Origin of the sequence: Haladaptatus sp. AB618 (genome assembly GCF_024136965.1) — an archaeon.
Taxonomy (GTDB): Archaea; Halobacteriota; Halobacteria; order Halobacteriales; family Haladaptataceae; genus Haladaptatus.
The window spans coordinates 160,524-184,774 of sequence record NZ_JAMYJX010000007.1 but is presented as its reverse complement, the minus strand read 5'-3'; the positions used below and the strand labels follow the sequence as shown (position 1 = coordinate 184,774).

The 24,251-nt window shown below is 60.6% G+C and carries 22 protein-coding genes and 1 riboswitch; of the genes, 11 read left to right on the top strand and 11 right to left on the bottom strand.

Annotated elements, in window-relative coordinates:
* The first annotated feature begins 140 nt into the window (after positions 1-140).
* From NKF26_RS19505 to NKF26_RS19490, 4 genes are all read left to right on the top strand, one after another.
* Entirely contained in the window at positions 141-1,664 is a 1,524-nt protein-coding gene (locus tag NKF26_RS19505) for an aldehyde dehydrogenase (RefSeq protein WP_253226350.1), read from the top strand.
* Positions 1,665-1,776: 112 nt separating this feature from the next.
* The gene (locus tag NKF26_RS19500) at positions 1,777-2,493 is read left to right on the top strand and encodes a helix-turn-helix domain-containing protein (protein WP_253234772.1); all 717 of its coding nucleotides are present in this window, start codon (positions 1,777-1,779) and stop codon (positions 2,491-2,493) included.
* A gap of 227 nt (positions 2,494-2,720) precedes the next feature.
* Positions 2,721-4,244: an aldehyde dehydrogenase gene (locus NKF26_RS19495; protein WP_253234771.1), complete on the top strand. Its 1,524-nt coding sequence runs from the start codon at positions 2,721-2,723 to the stop codon at positions 4,242-4,244.
* Between the two features lie 359 nt (positions 4,245-4,603).
* Complete coding sequence (locus NKF26_RS19490; RefSeq protein WP_253234770.1) at positions 4,604-5,848, top strand: cytochrome P450; 1,245 nt, start codon at positions 4,604-4,606, stop codon at positions 5,846-5,848.
* A gap of 43 nt (positions 5,849-5,891) precedes the next feature.
* Here NKF26_RS19490 and NKF26_RS19485 read toward each other — a convergent pair whose 3' ends face one another.
* Positions 5,892-6,536 (bottom strand): TetR/AcrR family transcriptional regulator, encoded by a 645-nt coding sequence (locus NKF26_RS19485; RefSeq protein ID WP_256487761.1) that lies wholly within the window; start codon positions 6,534-6,536, stop codon positions 5,892-5,894.
* A 184-nt stretch (positions 6,537-6,720) separates the two neighbouring features.
* Here NKF26_RS19485 and NKF26_RS19480 point away from each other — a divergent pair, with 184 nt between their 5' ends.
* Complete coding sequence (locus NKF26_RS19480) at positions 6,721-8,271, top strand: MDR family MFS transporter (protein WP_253234769.1); 1,551 nt, start codon at positions 6,721-6,723, stop codon at positions 8,269-8,271.
* A 61-nt stretch (positions 8,272-8,332) separates the two neighbouring features.
* On the opposite strand, the gene NKF26_RS19475 is transcribed toward NKF26_RS19480, so the two are convergent.
* Positions 8,333-11,017, bottom strand: coding sequence for a PEP/pyruvate-binding domain-containing protein (locus tag NKF26_RS19475; protein ID WP_253234768.1), 2,685 nt, complete (start codon positions 11,015-11,017; stop codon positions 8,333-8,335).
* 160 nt (positions 11,018-11,177) lie between these two features.
* Here NKF26_RS19475 and NKF26_RS19470 point away from each other — a divergent pair, with 160 nt between their 5' ends.
* The gene (locus tag NKF26_RS19470; protein ID WP_253226343.1) at positions 11,178-11,846 is read left to right on the top strand and encodes a helix-turn-helix domain-containing protein; all 669 of its coding nucleotides are present in this window, start codon (positions 11,178-11,180) and stop codon (positions 11,844-11,846) included.
* Positions 11,847-11,983: 137 nt separating this feature from the next.
* Here the strand turns inward: NKF26_RS19470 and sod are convergent, their stop codons facing one another.
* On the bottom strand, positions 11,984-12,586 hold the full coding sequence (sod, locus tag NKF26_RS19465) for a superoxide dismutase (RefSeq protein WP_253226342.1): 603 nt from the start codon (positions 12,584-12,586) through the stop codon (positions 11,984-11,986).
* A gap of 184 nt (positions 12,587-12,770) precedes the next feature.
* Here sod and NKF26_RS19460 point away from each other — a divergent pair, with 184 nt between their 5' ends.
* The 3 genes from NKF26_RS19460 to NKF26_RS19450 all read left to right on the top strand — a co-directional run bounded on the left by NKF26_RS19460 (position 12,771) and on the right by NKF26_RS19450 (position 16,539).
* Positions 12,771-13,757, top strand: coding sequence for an alpha/beta hydrolase (locus NKF26_RS19460; protein ID WP_253234767.1), 987 nt, complete (start codon positions 12,771-12,773; stop codon positions 13,755-13,757).
* Between the two features lie 107 nt (positions 13,758-13,864).
* Positions 13,865-13,929, top strand: a riboswitch (Fluoride riboswitch).
* Between the two features lie 136 nt (positions 13,930-14,065).
* Complete coding sequence (locus tag NKF26_RS19455) at positions 14,066-15,496, top strand: hypothetical protein (protein WP_253234766.1); 1,431 nt, start codon at positions 14,066-14,068, stop codon at positions 15,494-15,496.
* A 119-nt stretch (positions 15,497-15,615) separates the two neighbouring features.
* On the top strand, positions 15,616-16,539 hold the full coding sequence (locus NKF26_RS19450; protein ID WP_253226339.1) for a manganese-dependent inorganic pyrophosphatase: 924 nt from the start codon (positions 15,616-15,618) through the stop codon (positions 16,537-16,539).
* Between the two features lie 66 nt (positions 16,540-16,605).
* Here NKF26_RS19450 and NKF26_RS19445 read toward each other — a convergent pair whose 3' ends face one another.
* The gene (locus NKF26_RS19445) at positions 16,606-16,812 is read right to left on the bottom strand and encodes a hypothetical protein (RefSeq protein ID WP_253234765.1); all 207 of its coding nucleotides are present in this window, start codon (positions 16,810-16,812) and stop codon (positions 16,606-16,608) included.
* A gap of 150 nt (positions 16,813-16,962) precedes the next feature.
* Between NKF26_RS19445 and NKF26_RS19440 the strand changes: the two genes are divergently transcribed.
* Both NKF26_RS19440 and NKF26_RS19435 read left to right on the top strand, forming a co-directional pair.
* Positions 16,963-17,634 (top strand): hypothetical protein, encoded by a 672-nt coding sequence (locus NKF26_RS19440; protein WP_253226337.1) that lies wholly within the window; start codon positions 16,963-16,965, stop codon positions 17,632-17,634.
* A 158-nt stretch (positions 17,635-17,792) separates the two neighbouring features.
* On the top strand, positions 17,793-18,035 hold the full coding sequence (locus NKF26_RS19435) for a hypothetical protein (protein ID WP_223301512.1): 243 nt from the start codon (positions 17,793-17,795) through the stop codon (positions 18,033-18,035).
* 6 nt (positions 18,036-18,041) lie between these two features.
* Here the strand turns inward: NKF26_RS19435 and NKF26_RS24205 are convergent, their stop codons facing one another.
* The 7 genes from NKF26_RS24205 to NKF26_RS19400 form a co-directional block, all read right to left on the bottom strand.
* Complete coding sequence (locus NKF26_RS24205) at positions 18,042-18,677, bottom strand: helix-turn-helix domain-containing protein (protein WP_303647126.1); 636 nt, start codon at positions 18,675-18,677, stop codon at positions 18,042-18,044.
* Between the two features lie 288 nt (positions 18,678-18,965).
* Positions 18,966-20,333 carry an NAD(P)/FAD-dependent oxidoreductase gene (locus NKF26_RS19425; RefSeq protein ID WP_253226335.1) on the bottom strand — a complete coding sequence of 456 codons (1,368 nt, stop codon included), beginning with the start codon at positions 20,331-20,333 and terminating at the stop codon, positions 18,966-18,968.
* 60 nt (positions 20,334-20,393) lie between these two features.
* Entirely contained in the window at positions 20,394-20,816 is a 423-nt protein-coding gene (locus NKF26_RS19420; RefSeq protein WP_253226334.1) for a twin-arginine translocation signal domain-containing protein, read from the bottom strand.
* The gene (locus tag NKF26_RS19415; protein WP_253226333.1) at positions 20,813-21,841 is read right to left on the bottom strand and encodes a hypothetical protein; all 1,029 of its coding nucleotides are present in this window, start codon (positions 21,839-21,841) and stop codon (positions 20,813-20,815) included. Before NKF26_RS19415 ends, NKF26_RS19420 begins: the two co-directional genes overlap by 4 nt.
* Positions 21,834-22,049 carry a DUF4177 domain-containing protein gene (locus NKF26_RS19410; RefSeq protein ID WP_253226332.1) on the bottom strand — a complete coding sequence of 72 codons (216 nt, stop codon included), beginning with the start codon at positions 22,047-22,049 and terminating at the stop codon, positions 21,834-21,836. The genes NKF26_RS19415 and NKF26_RS19410 overlap by 8 nt, the downstream gene beginning before the upstream one ends.
* Positions 22,050-22,083: 34 nt before the next feature.
* Positions 22,084-23,007 carry a TylF/MycF/NovP-related O-methyltransferase gene (locus NKF26_RS19405; RefSeq protein ID WP_253226331.1) on the bottom strand — a complete coding sequence of 308 codons (924 nt, stop codon included), beginning with the start codon at positions 23,005-23,007 and terminating at the stop codon, positions 22,084-22,086.
* Between the two features lie 65 nt (positions 23,008-23,072).
* Positions 23,073-24,185, bottom strand: coding sequence for a GNAT family N-acetyltransferase (locus NKF26_RS19400; protein WP_253234764.1), 1,113 nt, complete (start codon positions 24,183-24,185; stop codon positions 23,073-23,075).
* Positions 24,186-24,251: the final 66 nt, after the last annotated feature.

Sequence of the window (24,251 nt, the reverse complement as noted above, 5' to 3'; positions counted from 1 at the left end):
TTGTTTATCATTATATTATAAATATTTGGTGGTGATGCCGTAATTTGGTAGAAATTGTAATGCTAATTCTTTGTATTAGATTTATATGTAACCACTTATGAGAAACAATTATTAAGCCCGGCGAGAGAATCACTGCCACGATGTCGACGGACTCTCAACCAACAACCGACACGAAAACCGAAATCAAACGGCGACACCAGGAGGCCGCGGAAGAACACATTCCATCTCGACCGGGTCAGCTCTATATCGGGGGCGAGTGGGTCGATAGCGAATCCGGCCAAACGTTCCAAACTCGCGACCCGACGACGGGCGACGTCCTCGCCGAAGCGCAAGCAGGCAATGCGGCCGACATCGACCGGGCAGTCGAAGCCGCCTGGGAAGCGTACGATACGTGTTGGTCCGACTACTCGGCGGCGGATCGACAGGGTGTTCTCAGTGAAATCGCGGACCGGGTCGAAGCCAGGAAGGAGGAGTTCGCGACGATCGAATCACTCGACAACGGAAAACCGATTTCGGAGGCGCGAATCGACCTCGACCTCGTCATCGACCACTTCCGTTACTTCGGGGGTGCCGCTAGGATAAACAGCGGGAAAACGATTCCCAGCGACGGCGATCACCAAATCCAGACGCTGCGGGAACCGTACGGTGTGGTCGGCCAGATTATCCCCTGGAACTTCCCGCTCCTGATGGCCGCCTGGAAACTGGCACCGGCCCTCGCCGCCGGGAACACCGTCGTCCTGAAGCCCGCCGAGCAGACGCCGCTCTCGGTCCTGGAACTCATGCGCGAAGTCGATGACGTCCTTCCCGACGGCGTCGTCAACGTCGTTACCGGTTTCGGTTCCGAAGCGGGCGAACCGTTGTCGTGTCACGACGACATCCGAAAAGTCGCGTTCACCGGTTCGACGGAGGTCGGCCGTGGTGTGATGAAGAACGCTGCCGAAAATATCACGGACGTCACGCTGGAACTCGGCGGCAAAAGTCCCGTCGTCGTGTTCCCGGACGCGGATATCCAGAAAGCGGCTCAGGTCGCGCGAATCGGGATGTTCCACAACACCGGCGAGTGTTGCTGTGCGGGAACGCGGATTTTCGTTCACGAGGACGTCAGGGATGAATTCCTCGATGCGTTCGTCGAAGAGGTAGAAAGCCTGACCATGGGCGATCCGCTCCTCGATGAAACGACGCTCGGCCCGAAGGTAACCAGTGATCAGGCCGAACGAACGCTGGATTACATCAAAGAGGCACGCAAGACCGGCGCGGACATCGCGACGGGTGGCGATGCTCCCGACGACGAGGCACTCAGTGACGGGTGTTTCGTCTCGCCAACGGTCCTCACCGATATCGACCACGAGAGCCGACCGGTACAGGAGGAGATTTTCGGCCCCGTCGAGACGATTTTCGAATGGTCGTCCTACGACGAGATGATCGATCTAGCCAACGACGTCGATTACGGACTCGCGGCGGGCGTGATCACCGATGACTTGAACCAGGCTTACAGGACTGCCGAAGACATCGAAGCCGGTAATATCTGGGTGAACACTTACAACGAATTCCCCGCCGGACAACCGTTTGGAGGATACAAACAGTCCGGAATCGGCCGAGAGACCGCGTTCGAAGCGATAGAGCACTACACGCAGACGAAGACGATCAATATCGCTCTCGATTAGGATCGTCGACTCCCGGTCTCCCGATGGCGATCCGCTCTCAGATAGTCACCGATCTTTTTCCCGAGTCGAGAGACGATCACGCCGTACCGACCGGACGGCGACAGCGGGACAGATGGGTAAAAACCCGGTAGGGAAGCCCGAACGGGCCGAAATAGTGAAAAGACATTTAATCCGGAAACCCCATAGTCCTAATAAGACCATGCCTTCTGACATTGAAGAAATCGACGATATTTCTGCTCGGGATATCGCTATTCTCAAAGCCCGTATCGAGCATCCAACCGCTTCCGTGCGTGAGCTAAAGGAACGGTTGGAGGACCAGTACGGGATCTCGCTGTCGCACAATCGTGTGAACGATATTCTTCGTGATCTAAGCGACAAGGACGTGTTTCGGCAGGTTTCCCTATTGAATGAAAGCTTTTTCGAGTACCATCTTTTTCAGATCGCGTTCCATTATCCTAACTTCGAAGACCGATGGGAGGAGTGTTACGACGATTTGATGAACGATCCTCACGTCTTGATGTTCTTCAACGCGGACGATTATCACCACTGGCAGTTTATCGCTCGCTTCCGAAAACACGAGAAAAGCGAGACCTGGAAGCACGAGTTTTTCAAGAAGCACGGCGATCTGATCGCACAGTTCGATTCGAGTTCCCTCCCGGAGATACACAAATTCCGCGACGATACGCAAGTACTCGAACGGATACTTCAGGAAACGGCAGAAGGTCGGAAGTTCATGGAAAACGAGGAGGGGAAAACGGAGGACGGCGGGGAGGATTTCGACGATGACACGGATCGAGTCGTCGCCACTGACGGCGGTGCAGACGACTGATTCCGGGGACGGCGTTTCCGATTGTCTGTATTTTTTCGATTGTCTGTACTTTTCCTGTTGTACCCTGTATTTCCGTTATCTACTCGTTCGTGATCGATGCGTTTGGAACGACCGGTTGGGGGACGAACGGTGTATCGAGAGATAGCGGCATTCGCGCTCGTCGCCCCTCACATCGACCAAATAGTTATGTAGAACCGTCAAAGATATAGTTAGTAGCCCTTCGAGCAATGTCAACACATTCTAATACATCTTCAAAGCGAAAGCAGGTCATCAAACAACGACACCGAGAAGTCGCAAATGACCTCCTTCCATACTACACTGCTCGACTCTACATCGGAGGGGACTGGGTCGACAGTACGTCCGGACAGACGCTCCAAACGCGCGATCCAACGACGGGCGACGTCCTCGCCGAAGTGCAAGCCGGGAACGAAGCCGACGTCGACCGGGCAGTCGAGGCCGCCTGGGACGCGTACGACGATCATTGGTCCGCATGTTCGCCAGCGGATCGCCAGCGAACGCTGACCGAAATCGTCGATCGTATCGAGGCCCGAAAGGACGACTTTGCACGACTCGAATCGCTCGATAACGGAAAGCCGATCACGGAGTCGCGCAACGATATCGAATTGGTCGTCGATCATTTTCGATACTTCGCCGGTGCTGCTCGTCTCTCGGAAGGAAAAACGATTCCGACGAACGGTAGCAACCACGTTCAGACGATCAAAGAGCCCTACGGGGTAGTCGGACAAATCACACCGTGGAATTTCCCGTTGCTGATGGCCGCATGGAAGTTAGCACCGGCCCTCGCCGCCGGGAATACGGTGGTGTTAAAACCGGCTGAGCAGACCCCGTTGACGATAATCGAGTTCCTCCGGGAAACGGAGGGAGTCCTGCCGCCGGGTGTCGTCAACCTCGTTACTGGATACGGTGCCGAAGCAGGCGCGCCGCTCGTGAGTCACGACGACGTTCGAAAGATCGCGTTTACGGGATCGACGGAAGTCGGTCACGGTGTGATGAAGAACACCGCCGACACGATTACCGATCTCACGTTGGAACTCGGCGGGAAGAGTCCCGTAATCGTGTTTCCGGATGCCGATATAGAAAGAGCGGTACGGATCACGACGAAGGCACTGTTTTTCAACGCGGGAGAATGCTGTTGTGCCGGAACCCGGTTACTGATCCACGAAGGGATCTACGACCGATTTCTTCCTGCATTCGTGGAGAACGTAGCGGATCTCACCGTGGGAGACCCGCTTCTGAAGGAAACGGAATTGGGCCCGAAAGTGTCGCAAGCGGAGTTGGAGAGGACGATGCGATACATCGGATGGGCACGGGAGGCCGATGCGGACGTTCTAACCGGCGGGGGTGCTCCGAACGATGAAGCGCTCGCTGATGGAAATTTCGTCGCACCGACCGTGATTTCGGGTCTCGATCACGAAAGCAGGGTCGCACAGGAGGAAATCTTCGGCCCTGTCGAGGCAGTGTTCCAGTGGTCCTCCTACGATACCATGATCGAATTGGCGAACGACACGCAGTTCGGTCTCGCGGCGGGAATCATCACGAGCGATTTGGATCGTGCCTATAAGACGGCACGCGATATCGAAGCGGGTAATATCTGGATCAACACCTACAACGAATTTCAAGCCGGGCAGCCGTTCGGGGGCTACAAGCAATCCGGAACCGGTCGTGAGACTGCGTTTGAAACCCTCGATGAGTATACCCAAACCAAGAGCATCAACGTCGGGTTCGAGTAAAATCTCTCGGTGATCAGTTCTTTTCTTTCGATTTTGACGACGCGGGTAGAACACTACGCGAACGGGTTGTGTATCGATATCACGATGTTCTTCTTGCTTAACGGAGGTGCCGAAGCAACTCTTCGGTTACTACCTCCTGTTCGTGATTTTGTGCCATCGAGGGGAGGAGTGCTATGTCGTTTCACGCGACCACGCTCGTAGAACGCGTGTTTCCGTTTCGTCGTGTTTCGTGCTCGTGTACCAGCGGTTCGTCGTTCCGGTCACGTCGTAGGGGTACGAGGCGTACTCTAGCCAGTGTTGGAGACGTGCGAGTCGAAATACCGGCAACCCTAAGTACCGACCGAACGTTCGGTCGGTCGATGAGCGAAAAATCGAACGAGGTCCGATTGGAACGACCACCGGCGGCGCTCAGTACCGAGGACGCCCGACTCGAACCGTTCGAGTGGTACCGAGAGATGCGCGACGAGAAACCGGTTCGTTTCGATCCGGACCGCGGTGTGTGGGACGTGTTCAGATACGACGATGTACGGTACGTCCTGAAGCAATACGACCTGTTTTCGTCGAATCCGATGGGAAGTCAGTCCGAGGACGATGTCGAACGTGATCAGTCCACCAGTTCGCCGGAAACCATGAGCGAATCGGAGCGCGGTGCGTTCGCTGAGATGTTGATTTCGACCGATCCGCCGAAACACGAACGAATCCGGTCGGTCGTCAACGAACACTTTCAGGCCGACGCGATACGGTCGTATCGTCCACGAGTCGAAGCCATCGCGGACGAACTCGCCTCCGACCTCGAACCGGGGCGAATCGAACTCGTCGAATCGTTCTCCTATCCGTTCCCCGTCGATGTCATCGCGGGCGTGTTGGGCGTCCCACGCGAGGACCGGGCGACGTTCAAACAGTGGTCCGATACGATCACGGGTGCGGCGGACGCATCGATGGACGGCGGGTTGACCCGAGAGGAGGCAGTGATGCGGATGAGCGACTACTTTCAAACGCTTCTCGTGGACCGACGCGAAAATCCGCGAGACGACCTGTTGACCGTCATCGCAACCGCAGGGTCGGAAGAATCCGGGATGAGCCACCCCGAAATGATCTCCCTGTGCATCCTCCTCCTGATCGCGGGAAACGTTACCACGACCAACCTCCTGACGAACGCCGTTTGGTGTTTCCACGAACACGGCCTATTGGACGACGTTCAGAACGGGGAGATTCCTCTCGATTCGGCCATCGAAGAGGTGCTTCGCTACCGCTCGCCGGTTCAACGACAAGAACGTGTCGCACTGCAGGACGTCGAACTCGGCGGGAAGACCATCAGGGAGGGCGAGTACGTCGTCGCGTGGATCGGCGCCGCGAACCGCGACGAACGGAAATTCGACTCGCCGGAGACGTTCGACCCGACCCGTCGGCCGAACGGTCATCTCGCGTTTGGGCAGGGAATCCACTACTGTCTCGGTGCACCGCTCGCGCGCCTCGAAGCGGAGGTCGGGTTTAGGACTCTGTTCGACCGATTCGATATCGTCGACGTCGATACGACCGATCTCAGGCCGTTGGGGTCGGTGGAGATTTACGGCTCGAATCGGCTCCCGGTGACGCTCGAATAGCGTCGTCCGGTCGAAGGCCAATCGCTCTTTTGTGGCGCTCGATTCAGTCGGTATGTAGTCCGTCGATGAACAGGTCGGCATCCTCCCGGACGGATTCGAGGTCCGCGTCGTCCGTCGTCGTCCGTCTGAGGAATCCACCGAGTACGAGCGTGTACAGTGTCTTCGCCGTCCGCTCCGGTTCCACTTCGCGGATAGTTCCTTCCTCGACCGCTTCCGCGATGTCCGAGGCTAATTGGTCCTCGAACACGCGGTCGATTCGGCTGACATGGTCCCGGTACTTCGCATCGTGTATCGCTTGCGTCCGGATGTCGATTAGCGCTGCGAGTGGGTCTTCCTGTTTTACGTCGACTTCGGCGTCCTCATCCTTGTTCTTGGATATCTCCTGTGGAAGTTCTCCGAGCAACAGTCGGTCGATGAGCACGTGGAGTCGCTCCATCGGGTCCGTGATGTCCAGTTGCGTGGCCCGCTCCCCAATTCGTGATAACGCCGTTTCAAACGAGACGAACATGAGTTCGTCCTTGTCATCGAAATGGTGATAGATGGTCGCCTTACTCACATCCGCCTCGTCGGCGATTCGTTGCATAGAGAGGTTGCTATAGCCATTCTCTAATATCCCGTAAAAGACTGCTCGGAGGATTCGTTCGCGTCCGTTAGTCGGCTCTTCGTCGTTCCAAAACTCGATTTCCATGCGTTCCTACCGGACGTTCGGTAGGAGTCCGTTTCAGTGTACCGGTCGTCCGGGTCCAACCGAACGTCCGGTAGTAATGTTTCAAAAAGTATATGTACTGACCGAACGTTCGGTTGGCCGATGACAAAGACGAAATCGTCCCCCTATCCGGGGAATCGCTGCGGTAGTAACGGAGAGAATTACGATGGGTGAGACGGGAACTGCGTCGTCGCTGTCGGACAGGACCAAATACGTCGCGTTCGCGGGATTGGGTCTCTCGATGTTGCTCGGCGGCCTCGACCAGACCATCGTCGCGACCGCGCTTCCGACGATAGCGTCCGAGTTCGGTTCGCTCGACCAACTGTTCTGGGTCGTAACCGCGTACCTCGTCACGTCCACGGCCGTCACGCCCCTGTACGGGAAACTCTCCGACATCTACGGCCGCCGACTGCTCACGCAGATAGCCATCGTTATCTTCCTCGTGGGGTCCGCGTTGTCCGGACTCTCCCAGTCGATGGTACAACTCGCGTTGCTCCGCGGGCTTCAGGGAATCGGCGGCGGTGGTCTCATGGCCATGGCGATGGCGGGCATCGGTGACATCTTCACCCCCCGAGAACGCGGCAAGTACATGAGTTACCTCCAACTCGTCAACGGGTCTGCGCTCATCGGCGGGCCGCTACTCGGTGGGTTTCTCACGGATCAATTCACTTGGCGGTGGATCTTCTACATCAACATCCCGCTCGGGATTATCGCGCTGGCGTTGATTCAAATCGGCCTCGACGTGCCCGTCCCGAACGAGAGCCATCGGATCGACTACGAAGGCGCGGGACTCATCGTCATCGCCGTTTCTGCGCTCGTCGCGCTCACGTCGTGGGGTGGCGACCAGTACGCGTGGGGGTCGTGGCAGATACTCGGACTCGTGGCCGTCGCCGTCGTCGGAACCGTTCTGTTCGTCGTGCAGGAACGCCGTATCGAGGAACCGATAATCTCGCTCGAACTGTTCCGTAACCGGTCGGTCCTTCTGATAACCGTTCTCGCCGTGCTCATCGGTGGGGTCCTGATGGGTGTCGTCAACTACATCCCGGTGTTCATGCGGATGGTTCTCGGAAAGGGCGGAACGAACACCGGACTTCTCCTCATGCCGCTCTTCGTCGGGTTCATCGTTAGTGCGATGACCGGTGGCCAATTGATGAGCCGAATCGGCCGATACAAGTTCATCACCGTCGCCGGATTGGTCGTCAGTTTGGTCGGGTGCTACCTGCTCTCCACGATGGGTATGGATGTCTCCTCGCTTCAGACCACGTTGTACATGTTCGTCACGGGTCTCATGGGGATGACGCTGCCGACGCTCTCGACGGCGATCCAGAACGCGGTGAGCGGTGACGACATCGGCGAAGTGAGTTCGCTGTACAGCTTCGGACGAAATCTCGGCGGCGCGCTCGGCGTCTCCGCGTTCGGTATCGTCTTCAACCGTCAACTAACGGCCGAACTGCGCGACGCACTTCCGAACGGCGTCGATGTGAGTGCCGTCTCCCAGAGTCCGCAGGCCATCCACCAGCTTTCGCCGCAGTTGCAACAGCAGGTCATGCAAGCGCTCGTGGACTCCTTCCACGCCGTCTTCCTCGTCGGCGTCGGTGTTCTCGGTGTGAGTCTCCTCGTCTCGCTCGTGCTTCCGAACGACGAGTTGAAAGAGGAGTCAGGTGCCGAGATGCGCGCCGCGGCGGACGGCGGTGCCGTCGAGGATGACGACGACTAACTACGACTAACCACGACTAACCACGTCTTCCCTGTCGATTCTCGAATTTCCAGCTTCGATCTTACAACCGTTCGACGGTCCCGTTTTTCCCATCGACGCGAATCCGGTCGCCGGTGTGAATCTCCGTCGTCGCATTCGTGACGGAGGCGACCGCCGGAATTCCGTACTCCCGAGCGACGAGCGCGCCGTGCGTCATCCGCCCGCCGACTTCCATGACGAGTCCCGCCGCGTTCAGAAAGAGCGGCGTCCAACCCGGGTCGGTGGACGGCGCGACGAGGATTTCGCCCGGTTCGAGGCTTCCCTCGGACGGGTCGCGGACGACGCGGGCCGTCCCTTCGATCACACCCGCGGAGACGGCCGTTCCGACGAGCGTTCCTTCCTCGACGTCTCGATTGGGTGCGGCCGTCGGCTGTTCGCCCTCGCTGGTCAGCAACGGCGGAGCGGTCATCTTCGCGTATCGTTCGTGTGTCCGTCGCCGCGATTCGACGTCCACGTCGAGCGGGACGCCGTCCAACGTGGCGAGGAGTTCATCGCGTCGGAGGAACCAGACGTCGTCCGGACGTTCGAGGCTCCCGCGTTCCGCCAGCGTCTCCCCGACCTCCGAACAAATCTCGTGAACCGCGGCGAACACGCGAGCCATCCCGTGTTTCGGGAACTCCCGGAACGGCATCGCCTTCCGGTAGCTTCGAATCAGGTGACGGACGGCGAGTTTTCGAATCGGTCCCAGTAGTCCGTGGTTCGCTCGCGCTTCCAGTCGGCGTTGGGCGGTCGCCGCGCGACGTTGCAGTTCCGCCAGATGCTCCCGACTTCCGCGTTCCTCGCCGACGTTGTTCCGAATCGTCGAGAGGAGCACCGACGGGTCGTCGCGCCACCGCGGCCGACGCAAGTCGATTTCACCCGTGGCCCGGTGGCCGAATCGGTCGATGAACGAATCGAACGTCTCCACGAACACCTCGCCTCCTCGGAGGGTTGCTATCTCGTCCAGCGACGCGCCCGAATCGAGCGCCGTCTTCACCTCCGGGGCGTTCCCGGCGAGCGGCGCTAACTCCCCGAGTTCGACGTTCATTCGCGTGACGACTTCGTCCTCGAATCCCTTTCCGATGGCGTCCAGTTCGTCCGTGGCATCGGGGAAGGTTCTCCTGAGCAACCGTCCCGCGAGGACGCCCGGAAGGGCGGCCGCCCCTTTCGGTGCGATATACCTCAGGAAGGCGACAATATCGACCTCCTCGAAGATCGCTCGAACCCGTCCGTCCGTCGTTTGCGGCGAGCGGAGTTCGCTCGCCCGTTCCGTTCCCCACGAATCGCTCCATGCCCACAGTTCGTCGAGGTCCGGAACGCCGAACACGAGCGAGTGCACGAACTCGGATAGCGCTTCCGACACGATGGGGCGAAGCGACGGCTTCCCACGTCGAATCGCCCGGAGTATTCGCACCCATCCCGCTCCGACGCCGCGTTCCGGGATGTCGTCCTCCCGCTTCCGTAGAACCTCCCGGAGGCCGTCTGACGCCGGTTCGCTGAGGAACGACAACGCGTTGGGTATCCGCTGTCGGAGCGGCGCGAGTCGAACGAGCGGCGTCAAATCGACGTACACTCGATTTCCGGCCTCGGCGGAGAGACCGCCCGCTTCAGGTGGTCGAAAGCGTGCGGCCCCGCCGTCGATGAACGACCGCCAGAAATCAACGACGAGCGGCGGGAGCGCCTCCGGCATGGCCTGCTGGTGTCCGAAACTCATGTAGACGTGGAGCAGGCCGTCCTCAGGTTGAGGCGAGACGAGCGGAAACAGGGACGTGATGGGACGGGACTGGAGGACGAACAACTCGCCGTCTCGGAACGCCCACTCGATGTCTTGTGGCCCATCGAACAGTCCCTCGATTTTTTCTCCCTGCTCCACGAGTCGATGAACTTGCTCCGGCGAGAGCGCCCGTCGCCCCCGGGAGTCGTCGGAAACGGTCGCCCGTTCGATGCCGCCTTCGTTTCCGGACCGCACCCGAACCGACTTCTCGCCGATGTCGTACGACAGGACGGTGCCATCGCTCCGGTCGACGCGAATCGTATCGGCGGACACCTCCCCGGCGACGATGGATTCGCCGAGTCCGTAGTTCGCTTCGATGGTGGCGACGGTCCTGTTCTCCGTGATCGGGTCCGCAGTGAAGACGACCCCTGCCGTGTCCGCATCGACCATCGCTTGGACGACGACAGCCAGTGCGACGCCCGAACTCGGAACGTCGTTTCGAAGCCGGTACGTCACCGCTCTGTCGGTGTACAGGCTCGCCATGCAATCTCGAACCCTGTCGAGAACGGCCTCGGAGGAGACGTTGAGATACGTCTCGTGCTGACCGGCGAACGACGCGGTCGGGAGGTCTTCCGCGGTCGCACTCGACCGAACGGACACGGTCTCCGCGTCGAGTTCCACCAGCGAATCATCGAGGGCTTTTCGGACGTCGGTGGGGAACTCCGCTTCTCGAATCCGTTCCCGTATCGTCGCGCTCAATTCGGCGATACGGTCCGCATCCGTCGGGTCGAGTTCGTCCACGGCTTCGATCGCTCGGCGAGTTTCCGGGGCGGTTACGAGGGATCGATACGCGCCCGTCGTCACGCAGAACCCCGCCGGGACGTCGATTCCCGCGTCCACGAGCAGTGCGAGGTTTGCACCCTTTCCCCCCGTTACGGAGGCGTCGATTGCGCTCCCGTCGTCGAACGGGAGGGTAAACACTGCGCTGTCGGAATCCGCTTGTGAGTGATCCATTGGTTTTCTCGTTCGTTGGATCGATAACGGACCCCGTGTCGAATCGCGCCTCGACGGACACCGTTATCGGATATCTATGAGATTATTGGTGCCATGAATTGTAAACCGTTCTCCCGTGTATAGTCGGCTAGTATATACGTGATGGTGAATAGCGTCCCGTATGAAGTACGCTCGGCTCACCGGTACACCGGACCCGGAACGAACGCCGGAAATCTTCGATTTGCTCGCACGGTCGTCGTTCGTGGACGAAGCGCGCCTGTACGACTGGAACCTCTCCAACGACGCAGTTACCGCCCTCCTGGAAGTCGACGGTGAGCGGGAGCGATTTCGGGACGAAGCGGCCGACGTCCTCGGTATGCGGTCGGTCGATACGACGCGGATTTCCGAGCGGAGATTTACGCTCCTCGCCGTACTCGAACCCACCGTCGTTCCGCTGTTGCAGGGACTCGTCGGAACCATCTCGCGGGAGGGGTTGGTAGTCGCAAAGCCGCTACTCTACCGCGACGGACAGGTTCACGCGCGAATCGTGGGGAGCGCGGCCGTTCTTCAGCGTGCGGTCGACGAATTTCCGGCGGAGATCGCGCTCGAAATCAGCGCGATCGGGGAGTTCGATAGAAGCCGCGAAACGCCACTCTCCGGGCTCAGCGACCGGCAACGGGAGGCGCTCCTGGCGGCGTTCGACCTCGGATACTACGAACACCCGCGACGCGCGACACACGAGGACGTGGCCGCTCGCCTCGACTGTGCGCCGAACACGGCTTCGGAGCACCTCCAGAAAGCAGAAATAAAACTCGTCACCGACGTTCTTCGGTCGGAGTTCGTGCGCTGAGACGGTGGGAGTCCCGTCCGATTCGTGTTCGAACGGACGGCTTCTCCCGAGAAATCCCGTTCGCCGCCGTCTACTTCGACGGAAGGGGTCGGCGGCGAGAGTGCCTACCGTAGTCTGGAATGTTCGTCGTGGTGGCGTTATTCGAACAGTTCGACGGCCTGCCCGTAGCGGTCGGCGGGTTCCTCCCAATCGACGACCTCGAAGAAGTTGTCGATGAAGTCGCCGCGGTCCGGACCGTAGTCGTAGTAGTAGGAGTGCTCCCACACGTCGAGTGCGAGAATCGGGTGGCTACCCCAGAGTGCGCCCTGGTCGTGTTTGTCCACGACGATGTTTCGTAGTTGGTTGCTGAACGAGTCGTAGACGAGGAGTGCCCATCCGCTCGCCGCGGACGCGGCGGCCTCGAACTCGCCCTTCCACGCCTCGTAGGAACCGAAGTCCTCCTCGATACGGTCGGCGAGCGCACCTTCGGGCGCGTCGCCGCCGTCGGGATCCATCGACTGCCAGAACAGGTCGTGCAGAACGTGTCCGCTGCCGTTGTGCGTGACGCTCCGGATGGCTCCTGCGGACGACGAGAAGTCGTCGGAATCGCGGTTCTCCGCGAGCGTTTCCTCGGCGCTATTCCAGCCGTTGACGTAGCCCTGATGGTGGGTGTCGTGGTGCCACGTGAGCACCTGTTCGGAAATGTGCGGCTCGAGTGCGTCGTAGTCGTACGGGAGTGGTGGTAGTTCGTAATCGCTCATCTGTATCTCCATATCCGGGTACGTACAGTGGTAGTATGAGGATTTCCTGTAACGAATTCAAGTAGGATATCTGTCGATTGTGGGTTGCGACGATATCGGAAGTACCGTTCCGAACCGGTCCGAAATAGAACATTCCTGTTGGCTGGCCAACGAGATTATGCACATCGGTAGCATACGGCATTCGATGAGTACTACAACTGTAGAGCGACGCGCTCAAGAACTCGATTCCGATGCACAGACGCTTCTCGACACGCTGGTCGAGGAGGGTGCACCCGACCTGACTCAACTCTCGCCCGAACAGGCCCGCGCACTGCTCGGTGGACTGTTCACCCCCGACGTCAAGCCGGAGTCGGTCGAATCGGTGGACGAACGAAAGATTCCGGCGTACGCCCGGGACATCCGCGTGCGAATCTACGACCCTGCTCCCGACGAGTCGCTTCCCGCCGCCGTCTACTTCCACGGCGGTGGCTGGGTCGCCGGTGACCTCGACACACACGACGGCGTCGCGCGGTCGCTCGCAAACGAGGGGAACTGCGTCGTCGTCTCCGTGGACTACCGATGCGGCCCGGAACACCCCTTCCCGGGTGCCGTCGAGGACGCGTATCTGGCGACGAAATGGACCGCCGACAACGCCGACGAAATCGGAGCGGGCGAGGGGATAGCCGTCGTCGGTGAGAGCGCGGGCGGCAACCTGGCGACCGTCGTCGCACAGATGGCCGTCGAGAACGGGGTCGACGCGCCCGAAATCGAGCACCAGGTGTTGTTCTATCCCGTCACCGACCACTCCTTCGACACGAAATCGTACGAGGAGAACGCGGACGGCTACTTCCTGACCGCGAGAGGGATGGTGTGGTTCTGGAACCACTACCTCCGGGACGACATCGACGGTGCGAACCCGCGTGCATCTCCGCTCCGCGCTACGGAACGGGTTCTCTCGGAACTGCCACCGACGACCATGTTTACCTGCGGATACGGCCCGCTCCGCGACGAGGGGTACGCCTACGCCGAGGCGCTGTCCGACGCCGGCGTCTCCGTCGATCACACCAACTACGACAGCATGATTCACGACTTCGCCAACATGCGCCGCCTCGCCGACCCGTTCCCGGGCGTCGAAGCGGCGGAGGACGTCCGCCAGCGGGCCGGGAAAGCGCTCCGCGGCGCGTTCGACTGAGACCACGGCGACCCCCGAAACGATTCGACGCGAATCAGCTGATTTCGGGGGCCCACGTGACTCATCCCGTCGAACTCCTTATGATCCTCGCAACCCACTAGTGAGACGCTATCGCGGGAGATGGGGTCCTCCTTCAACCGCCACGAAACTGGCTGACGATCCCTGCGAAGGTCGTTCAAAATCATGATGCCAGTTTCGTACGCGGATCGTCGTCGAACCGATTGGCGAGTACCATCCCGAACGCCGCACCGCACGAAGTATCAACGACGGCGTTCGTCGGATGCGCGGTTTCTTGGCGGTGAGTAGCCGTGGGAGAACGAGCATCTACGGTCAGCGAGCGTCAACTCCTTCGGGCGCTCACGCACGACGGATGCCCGGTTTGTGATCACCTTCGAAACCACGAGGCCGAGTTTCGATTCTGGTTCATCGCGGAGCGATACCACCAACGAGAACTGCTCGACGCGCTCACGAACTCGCTCGGCTTCTGTGTCGATCACGGTGAATTGCTCGCCGACTCCCCACGGAGCAGGTCGCCGATGACGTCCGCTCACGAAGTCGTCAGCCGACGAACCCTCTCACGGTTCGAAGCGGGTGAAATCGACCGGACGACGTGGTCGTCACTCGCGACCTGTCCGGCATGCGCATCGTTCGAGCGCGCCGGGGACCGGACGGTGTCGTTTCTCGGACACGGACTCGAAACCAGCGCGGCGGAGTACGGCGACCCCGGTATCGCCTGCTTTCCCCACTTTCGTTCGCTGGCGGCGACGGTCTCGCCGTCGCTCTTTCACACCCTCCTGCCCGTTCAGCGGCGACAGTTCCACGACGTTCGAAAGACGGTTCGCTCGATGCGGGAAAATCCGACGACGGCGACCGATTCCAGCCTCCCCTCCGAACTCGAAACGGCGCTCCAACTCACGGTCGGCCACGACATCCACCCGTCCGCGCTTCCGCCCCCGGACGTGGACCCGAACGCGACTCGGGACCCCGTCGGTGACTTCACAGCCTTGCTCGATTCGGGGGATGGGTGTCCGGTCTGTCTCGAAGTCAGTCGCGCGTGGCAAACCTGGCTCGCGTGGTTGCTACACGCCGATTGCGACGGCGACCGACTACACGACGTGCTCCCGGCGTGTCGCGAACACGTCTGGGGATGCGTCCGGTACGGCGATACAGACCTCGCGATGGCCATCGCCGACGCCGCGTCGGACCCGGTCGCCAGCAGACTCACCCGGGCAATGCGACTCCTCGATGATGACCCCGAGTCACGGGAGGACGTATCCGCCACACTTGCTCACGTGGACTCGTTGCGACGGTTCGTCCCTCGTCTGCGCGACGATGGGACGACGCGGGCGCGTGAAGCGATACGACGGCCGATTCGGTGTCCGGTCTGTGACCGCATGGAGACGGCACGGGACCGTGCCGTCGAACTGCTCCTCGCGTTGCTCGAACAGCCCCGATTTCGGCAAGCCTTCGAGGACGGCTACGGACTGTGCCTGAACCACTGTAGTTACGCGCTCGCACGGAATCCATCCCCCGAAAGTGCGGCGTTGCTGCGGTCGGACGAAGCGGCGAAAGTGGCCCGTCTCCAGTGGGAACTTCGGGAGGCACAACGCAAGCAAGCGTGGGATGTTCGCCCCGAAGGGAAGGGTGCCGAACAGCGTGCGTGGCTTCGCGCAATCGCGCGGTTTTCGGGCAGATATACGCCGTTACCCCCGGACGACGCTCCGAGCGGTGAACGGTGAGTTCACTCGGAAGTCCCCATGCCATCAAGGATAGAATGTGTGTTTATTACGTCATTTGATCGCGCGTTTCGCTCGCCAGGATAATAGCGTTCATACAATTGGGGAAACGATGTACCCATATGCCAGAATCGACCTACGTCATCGGTCACCAACAGCCAGACACTGACACGATCTGCTCTGCACTCGCCTACGCAGGGCTGAAACAGGCACAAGGAACGGACGCGATTGCCGCACGCGCCGGTGAACTGAACCCTGAAACCCAGTTCGTCTTGGAACGCTGGAACGTCGAGAGTCCGACCCTCCTCGAAGACGCGGACGGGGAGCAATTGATCCTCGTCGATCACAACGAGTACAGCCAGACCGTCTCCGGGGCGCGGGACGCGGAGGTCGTCGAAGTCGTGGACCACCATCGGATCGGCGACGTGAAAACCAGCGGTCCGATCTTCTTCCGAACCGAACCGGTCGGCTCCACTGCTACCATCCTCACGGAACTGTACGACGAGGCGGACGTGGAGATCGACTCCCAGACGGCCGGTCTCCTCCTCAGCGGACTGCTGAGCGACACCGTGGTTCTTCGATCCCCGACGACGACAGAGCGGGATCGAGTCGTCGCCGACCGACTCGCGGACATCGCGGGCGTGGATTACGAGGAGTACGGAAAGGAACTGCTCCAGCGGAAGAGCCAACTCGGCGAGAAAAGCCCACGGGAGATGGTGGTGGGCGACTTCAAGGAGTTCGAGTTCGGCTCGGAACTGGTCGGTATCGGACAGGTAGAAACGGTCGAACCGGACGTGGTGTTGGAACAGCGCGAGGAAGTGCTCGCCGCGATGGACGACGTGACCGAGGAGCGGGAGTACACCGTGTTCCTGTTGCTCGTCACGGACCTCCTGGAGGAGGACTCCACCGCACTGGTCGCCGGAGACGGTGTGGACACCGTGGAAGCGGGACTGGATGCGACGTTCTCGGACCGCGAAGCGTTCCTGCCCGGCGTGATGTCCCGCAAAAAGCAGGTCGTCCCGCCGCTCGAAGACGCGTTCAACTGATTCGACGGCAGGGGTTTTGAGTGCCCCTCGTTCGTTATTTTGTGCATCTCCGTGTTGTCACGCTCGTCAGCTCTCGCTCTCGTCGAGCACGTCACTGATTCGGTCCGGTTGGAACGCCTCGTCCGGCATCGCGTCGAACCACGCGGCGTCCTCGATCGTTTCCCCCTCGATTCCGAGTTCGTCGCCGACGGTTCCATCGTCGGCCGCGATTGCGTGGTAGAACACGGTGTACTCCCCGTCGGCTTCGAGGAGTCGTTCGATGTATTCGTCCATGTTTCACGAGATCTGTCGGTCAGTACGAATGCATTGTGTACGACGGTCCCGACGAACATCGGACGAATCGTTCATTAACTCAATCACGTTTCAGCTGATAGTTCACCGATCCATTTAACGGAACGGAGAACCAGAGTAACACGAACACAGATGGTCCTCGATTCCTTCACGACCCTCGCCGTGGCGCTGGCGGTCGTCGTGGGTCTCGCGTTCACGTACTTCGGCTACTCCTTCGTGACGCAACTCACGTCGCTCGTCGGCGGCCTCGGCGGTGCCCTGTTCGGTAGTTTCGCCGCACGAACGCTCGCCCCCGGATTCGGCATCGCTCCGCACGACATGTTGCTCGTTTCGCTGGTCGGCGTCCTCATCGGCGGGTACATCGGTAGTCGCTTGGCCCGCTCCGCACAGCGGTTCGCCATCGTCGGCGTCTGCGTTATCGCCGCCGCGTCGGTCGCCTACTCGTCGTTCAGCGGCGGTGGTGAACTGGGAGGTCTCTCGGTTCCGTTGCTTTCCGGAACAGTCGACCCGGTCGTCGGGTCGCTGTTCGTCGCCGCCGTCGTGGGTATCCTCGTCTGGCAGTTCTACCTCCCGTTCCTGACGGTCGTGACGAGTCTCCTCGGCGCGACCATCCTCCAGGAACTCGCTCGCCAGTGGGGCGACATCCTGCCCGTCTTCCACGCCAACGTGTGGTCCACGCTCGGGTCCAACGAGGTGCTCTGGTTGCTCCTCGTCGGGTCGGGCATCCTGATCCAGTATCGGCGCTATCGCAAGGTTGGATCCTACCGGCGTCTACGGCGACTCTCACCCGGCCGAATCCGGTGAATTCGGCCGACCCCATGTTTAATCCTTCCACTTGTTGATAAAATATTTTCACATTATTCGCGGATTTTCACCACAAAGCTTTCACCAAAGGTTGTGGAAGAGAGTATCGAACTCACATGTCCATCTGGCTGGTCTCATACAAGTTCCGAGATGGAAGTGTGGTCCGCCGTACCCTCGACGCCCAGTCGATCAACGAGGCGTACGACGTATCTGCCCTCCCAGAGACGCTCGGCGACCGAGTCCTCGATTCGATAGATATCGAGGAACGGGAGTCGTCGAACGTTCTCGGAACATCGATCCGATTCGGTAGCGAGGAAGAGTGCACGCAACCAACGCCCCAGAAGACGGTGGCCGAACCCGCCGGGCAGACACGAACCATCGCCCAGCGGGATACCTCGTGACCCCGTTCAGTCGGCCGATTCGGCGAAGAACTCCTTGACGACCGTCTCCTCCGCACGGTGAAGCACGACGCTCGCCGTCGATTTGCTCACGTCCAGCGCGGTGGCGAGGTCAGTGAGCGAACAGTCACGTGGGGTGTCGTAGTACCCTCGTTCGAGCGCTTCGGCCATGAACCGCCGTTGCCGGTCCGTCAGCAGTTCGGTCGAGTCCGTCGATTGTGTGACCGAGACGACTTCGAAGGCGAAGCCGGTGGCTTCCAACTCGTCCCTGAAGTCCGACAACCGACCCTGTGTCGTCGTCAAGTCCGTGAGTATCCACCCGTCCTGCACGAGGAGCGGGAACTGCGGTAGGTTCCCCGACGAAAAGACCGCACGGAGCGGCGGCGGGACGAACGGCAAGAGGTACTGAATCAGCGCCGTGTGCTCGTCGGCGTGGAGCACCTCGTAGGACATGGGACTGCGTTCGAAGAGGTCGACGACGGCTTCCGGATTCGCCATCGTCGCCTCCAAAATCACGTACAACCCCTCCTCCGTCGGGTAGTTACTCAGGATTCGGAACTCGTCGTCCGGGTGGTCGGCCGTGAACCCGAACAGGTCGAACGGCCGGGTTCCGGGCGGTTTGAACTTTACGCGGGCTTTGGGCATGGTTAGGTCTCGGTTACTGCTGATTTAGTCGCATCTGCGGTACTGGCGCGTGGATTCCCTACGTTTCACGAGTGGATACGTCGTTCGTGCCCTGACGTATCGTGGACGACCACGGTGCAAGCGGTCCGCCGAGGTGAGTGACGGCCGCCAGCAGGAAGGTGTTGCCGCCCACAATTACGGGTGCAAAAACGGCAGTGACGCGGGGTCGTTCCATGTCGAAACGGAGGGTGTCGACCACCGTCCCAGTTCACGCGAACATGTTCGACCGAACGGTTCGGGTATCGCGTTTCACCGGTATTCGACGTCTTCGAACGCTTTCAGCACGACCTTGCTCAGTGCCGGATGGATGTGAATCGTCCCGGTCACGTCGTCCACGGTTCCCGAACCGCTCGCCAACGCGAGGAGGACTTCGTGAATCAGCGTCGAAGCGTCCGGCCCGACGATGTGACAGCCCAGAATCTCCCCGTCCGGTGCGGCGAGTACCTTGACGAACCCGTCTCGGTCCCTGAGCGCGTTCCCCATCACCGTGTCGCGGTAGTCACAGCGCCCGACGGCGTACTCTTGTCCAGCCTCCTCCAACTCCTCTTCCGTTTCTCCCGTGCCCGCCACCTGCGGCGAGGTGAAGATGGCGTGACCGATGCCCGTGTAATCGACCGCCTCGCCCTTCCCATCGAGAGCGTTTTTGACGACGTACTTGGCCTCGTGGTCGGCGGCGTGTTTGAAGTGGTAGGGTCGGATGCAGTCCCCGTGTGCCCAGACGTTTTCGGCGCTGGTCTCCAGATACTCGTCCGTCTCGACGTACCCTCGTTCGTCGAGGTCGATATCGGCCGCGTCCGGGTCGAGTCGGTCGGTGTTGGGTCGGCGACCGGTCGCGACGAGCAACTCGTCGGCGGTGACCGCGATGGGTTCCCCGTCGTCCGACGTCGCGGTGACCGTCACCTGTCCGTCCGCCTGCGTGACCGCTGTCGCCTCGTAGCCGACGTGGACCGTGTGCCGGCGGCGGGCGATTTCGGTGAACGTCTCGGCAACCTCACGGTCTTCGGACGGAACGAGCACGTCGCTCCGACCGATGATGGTGACGGCCGTTCCGAGGGCTTCGTAGAAGTAGCCGAGTTCGGCGGCGATGTAGCCGCCGCCGATGACGACCAATCGGTCGGGCCGCCTGTCGAGACGGAGTGCATCCGTACTCGTGAGGTAATCCACGTCGTCCAGTCCGTCGATGGGTGGAATCGCGGGACGCGCTCCGACGGCGACCACGACTTTCTCCCCCCGGATTTCCTCGTCACCGACGCGGAGGGTACGCTCACCGACGAATCTGGCCTCGTCCCGATACAGCGTGATGGTCTCGCGCTCCTCGATGGCGTGTCTCAGTTCGTCCGATTTTCCGTCGGTCATCTCCGTCACTTCGTGGACGATTCGTGGGAAGTCGATACGGTCGAGGTCGGCATCGATACCGAACTCTCCGGCGTGTCTGACCGTCTCCGCCACGTCCGCGCGGTGGATAAGCGTCTTCGACGGGTTACAGCCACGATTGACACACGTCCCGCCGAGCGGGCCGCGTTCTATCAGTGCCACGCTTTCCCCCCGGTCCGCGGCGGCGAGCGCGACTTTGTTTCCGGTTCCCCCGCCGATGACAACGATGTCGTAGTCATCCATTTCGTTCACCTCGAACCCCTTACGGCGGGGGTGATCAAGAACTTCCGCACCGACGAAACGCTACAGAATCTTGTTCCCGCCGACGGTCACCGTCACCGAATCGACCGTTTTCCCGTCGTAATCGACGGCCGAGAGGGTGGATTTCCCGACCGGGACGAACACCGTCTTCGAGGTTTGTCCGCTCTGGACGGTGCCGGTGTCGAACTCGCTCCCGCTCGAACTGATGACCGTGAGTTCCCGAACGCCGTACTCCGTCGTCGCCGCAGGGGTGAGACTCACGCTCGCGCTCACCCGGCCGCTGGCCCACGGTTCGCTGACCGAGACCTTCTCGAAAATCTTCGATTCGTCCGTCCCCGAAACACGTGCCTTCGGGTCGAGCGTCACGCAACCGCTCGTCCCGACGAGTCCGGCCGCGGCGACGGCACCGAGGAACGTTCGACGTGAACGCCGATTTTTCGATTCGCCCGCGTCGTTCCCCGTCATCGCTGTGAATCCCTCAGGATGAGCGGCCCGATGGCAAGCGTCCGTTTTGCGACCGTCGCGATGCGGAGGATGTAGGAGACCAACAGCATGAACGGGATGAGCGACACAGTGAACGCCCCGGCGACGACCAACAGGATATCCGAAAATCCGAGGGTCGTGCCGGTGAACGTCCCGCTTCCGACGAAGGCGAGCATCGACCCCGCAACGAACAGTGCGGGAACCGCGGCGTACAGAATCAACTGCGAGAGGTCGATGAGCGCCCACTGAAAGTAGAGCGTCTTGATGTGCTCGCGCGCCGGGCCGAACATCGACAACGAGGTCTTCAACTGCTCGAACTTCCGGTGTTGGTCGTCGGAGAGGTCGTCCCCGTACTCGTCGCGCATCCGCTCGACGTGGAAGATTTTCCACGAGTAGTTGAAATCGAGTGCCGCGAACAGCACGTCGAAAGTGCCGAACTTCGCGCCGTCGAGTTGCTCTTTGACCGTGTCGGCGTTCCCCGTGAGGCTGTCGATGAACTCGTCGAGTTCGTCGAGCAGGTCGCTGTTCCCGTCCTCGCTGACTGCGTCCCGAAGTTCGTTCGCCCGAAGTTCGGTCGTGTCCAGTATCTCCTGGAGGAACTTCGACGGGTCCGAGGGCGTCGTGTGGCCGATCATCTCGCTGACGAAGCCTCGGAAGTCCATGGCGTCGCTCATCCGTCCCCGTTGATCGCCGAGCGGGCCGTTCTCCTGTGAGATGACCAACTGGGTGATGGTCACGACGAGCGTCGTCGCGGTGATGTTTGCACCGAGCAGGGTCGAGAACATCGTCTCGATGGTGTCCGACGTCGCGATTGCGGATTTCAGCGGCGGATACAGAAACGTCCCGGCGAGGACGAACGCGATGAAAAAGAGCACCGCCATCGACCCCGTGATGACGAGCCGTCGTGCCCCGAGGACGAGCCAGAGTTTGATTCGACTCTCGCCCGCCCGCTCGCGCATCGTGTTCGCGGTGCTGATCTCGTTGTCATTGTCGTCTTTCTCATTCATCTTCGTCGTCGTCACCCCTCCACGCCGGTCGCTTGAAGACGAGGTATTTCGTCCCCCCACCGACGTACTCGATCGTCGTCACCAACTCCCAGCCGTCTTCACCGAGTTCGTTCAGGTCGTTGATGGGGTCGATGGATTCCTTCTTCGTACTCCCCCGCGGCGGCCTGATGGTGTGGTACTCCCACTCCCGTTCATTTCTGTCTCGCATTCACTCTCTATTACTCGGTCAAGTCGAACGAGAATCATTGTTGTGGCCCGGTCTCCCCGTCCCGTTTTCGGATTATTTCGACACAATTTTCGTCTTCTCCGTCTTCAGCGACCAGTTCGTACATCGAGGCTGTCGGGTCCTTGACTATATATCCGAGCAAGCTTCCGAACCCGTTGTGTTCGGGATGCAGTCCGAGACCGCTTCCCGCACCGACCAGTCCCGGCGGTTCCCTGTCGAGCGTTTCCCGCCACCAGTCCGCGTCGAAGAACAGCGTCGATATCTCCATGTGTTTCACGTCGTGTGTAAAACAGTAGCCGCCCGACACCAACAGCGGCCAGAGGTGTTCGAGACAAGTCTCGGCCGATTCCCGCAGTCCGACGTCGAGAAAGACGAGCGCACACGGTTCCTCGAAGGAGGGCATCGAACGGTCGAAGTATCCGGGGTGGAACCGACAGACGGAGATATCCCCGTAGCGGGCGATGTTCTCCTGTACCTCCTCTATCGGAGCGCCCCACGAGTCCTCGTCGTACGTGTGGACCTGCTCGGATTTGATCAGTGTGTGCTCCCGGTCGTTTTCGTTCGGTTCCGGCATTCCCTCGAAGGAGTCGAACACCTCCAGCGGCCGGTCACAGAGTCCGGCGACGAGCGAAAGGTTGGCCGTGCTACCACCTTTGTAGCAGCCACATTCGACCAGACTCCCCTCCACGTCGGGCGGTATCGTCAGTACTTTCGTGGCGATAACGAGGTGTTCCAGAAACGTCGAACCGGTTTGTATCTCGACGTTGTTCCGTGCCATCCTCGCGGCCAAGACGACCTTGTCCAAGAATCCGACCCCGTACTCCGCTCCGGTTTCGGGTCGAAAGAATTCGGCGAGGACGACCGGCATGCTCGCCACCAAGAGGGCGAATCGGTACAGTCGGGAGATCGCAGCAATCGCGGCTCGAGCGGTTTGCTTCATGTGTCGCCAACGTTCTCGACAGCCGAGTTTTGTTATGGTCCTTCCGAGCCATCGGTAAGGGGTTCCTACGCGGTATCCCGCTCGGCGAACGAGATGTGCCAGTTCGACCGCAGTCCGAGACGGGTTCCCCCCACACTCCAGCCATCGTCATCGAGCGGGAGCGCGACGAGGCGGCAGTCGAAGTCGGAGAGCCACGAGAGGGGCGGTCCCGCGTCGCCGACGAACCCGAACCGAATCAGTACCTCCGGGGGAATCGTCCCGTTCGTGACCGACACGAGGTCCGCGTCGGCGTAGTCGCGGACGATTCGGGCGAGTAGCGCCACGAACGCGTTATCCCGCGAGTCGCCGCCGACCATCGGGACGGCGTCCGCGAGTTGAACCACCGTTACGCCGTCCGACGTCGTCCGCTTTCGTACCACGATTCCGGCGACCGAGTCGCCGGAATCGGACGCGACGTACGTGGTCCGTTCCCATTCGGGGCTCGAAAATCGCCACCGGTAGAACGTCTCGTCGCGGAGGGCGTGAATCGCCTCGGGCGGGTTCGTCGCGTACAAGTCGGCGAGGACTCCGGCTTCGACCCCCGAACGACGGGCGATGGAAAACGCCTCGGAATCTCCCACCGCGGAGCGATACAGGCCGTGAACGTCGTTCGTGAGCGGGAGAACGTAGTCGAGAAACCCCGATCCGACCCCGTCCTCGTCGCCCAAAAACGCAGTCGGGTTCTGAATCCGGTGGTAGGTCTCGCGGTCGCCGACGATTTGCCACCCGAGTTTGAGGTACCCGGGTCGGGAACGCTGGTTCGGGAAGTTGAAGAAGAACGCCGGTTCGCCGTCGCCGTAGTGGTCGATGGCGTGGCTGGTCATCCGCGTGAACAGCCCCTGCCGCCGGTGGTCCGGGTGGACCATCGTATCCGCCGGTTGCAGCGCGAGAACGGTCCCGGAACCGACGCGCATGCGAAACGCGAGAAACGGTCGGGCACCGACGATTTCGCCGTCCTTCTCCACGACCAACACCGGAACGTGATCGACGTACGGATTGTCCACGTATTTCCACCGGAACCACGCCTCGTTCCGGCGTCGGTGGAAGACGGCCCGGTCGAGCGAGAGGAACCCGGACAGGTCGCTCGGCTTGTACCAGCGAACGACGTACTCGTCTTCGACTCGGTTTAGTACGGACATCGGCTTACGAACTGGGTTCCCTCGTTCCGTACATAGTTATGTGGAGGAAGAACGTTCGACTGGGTT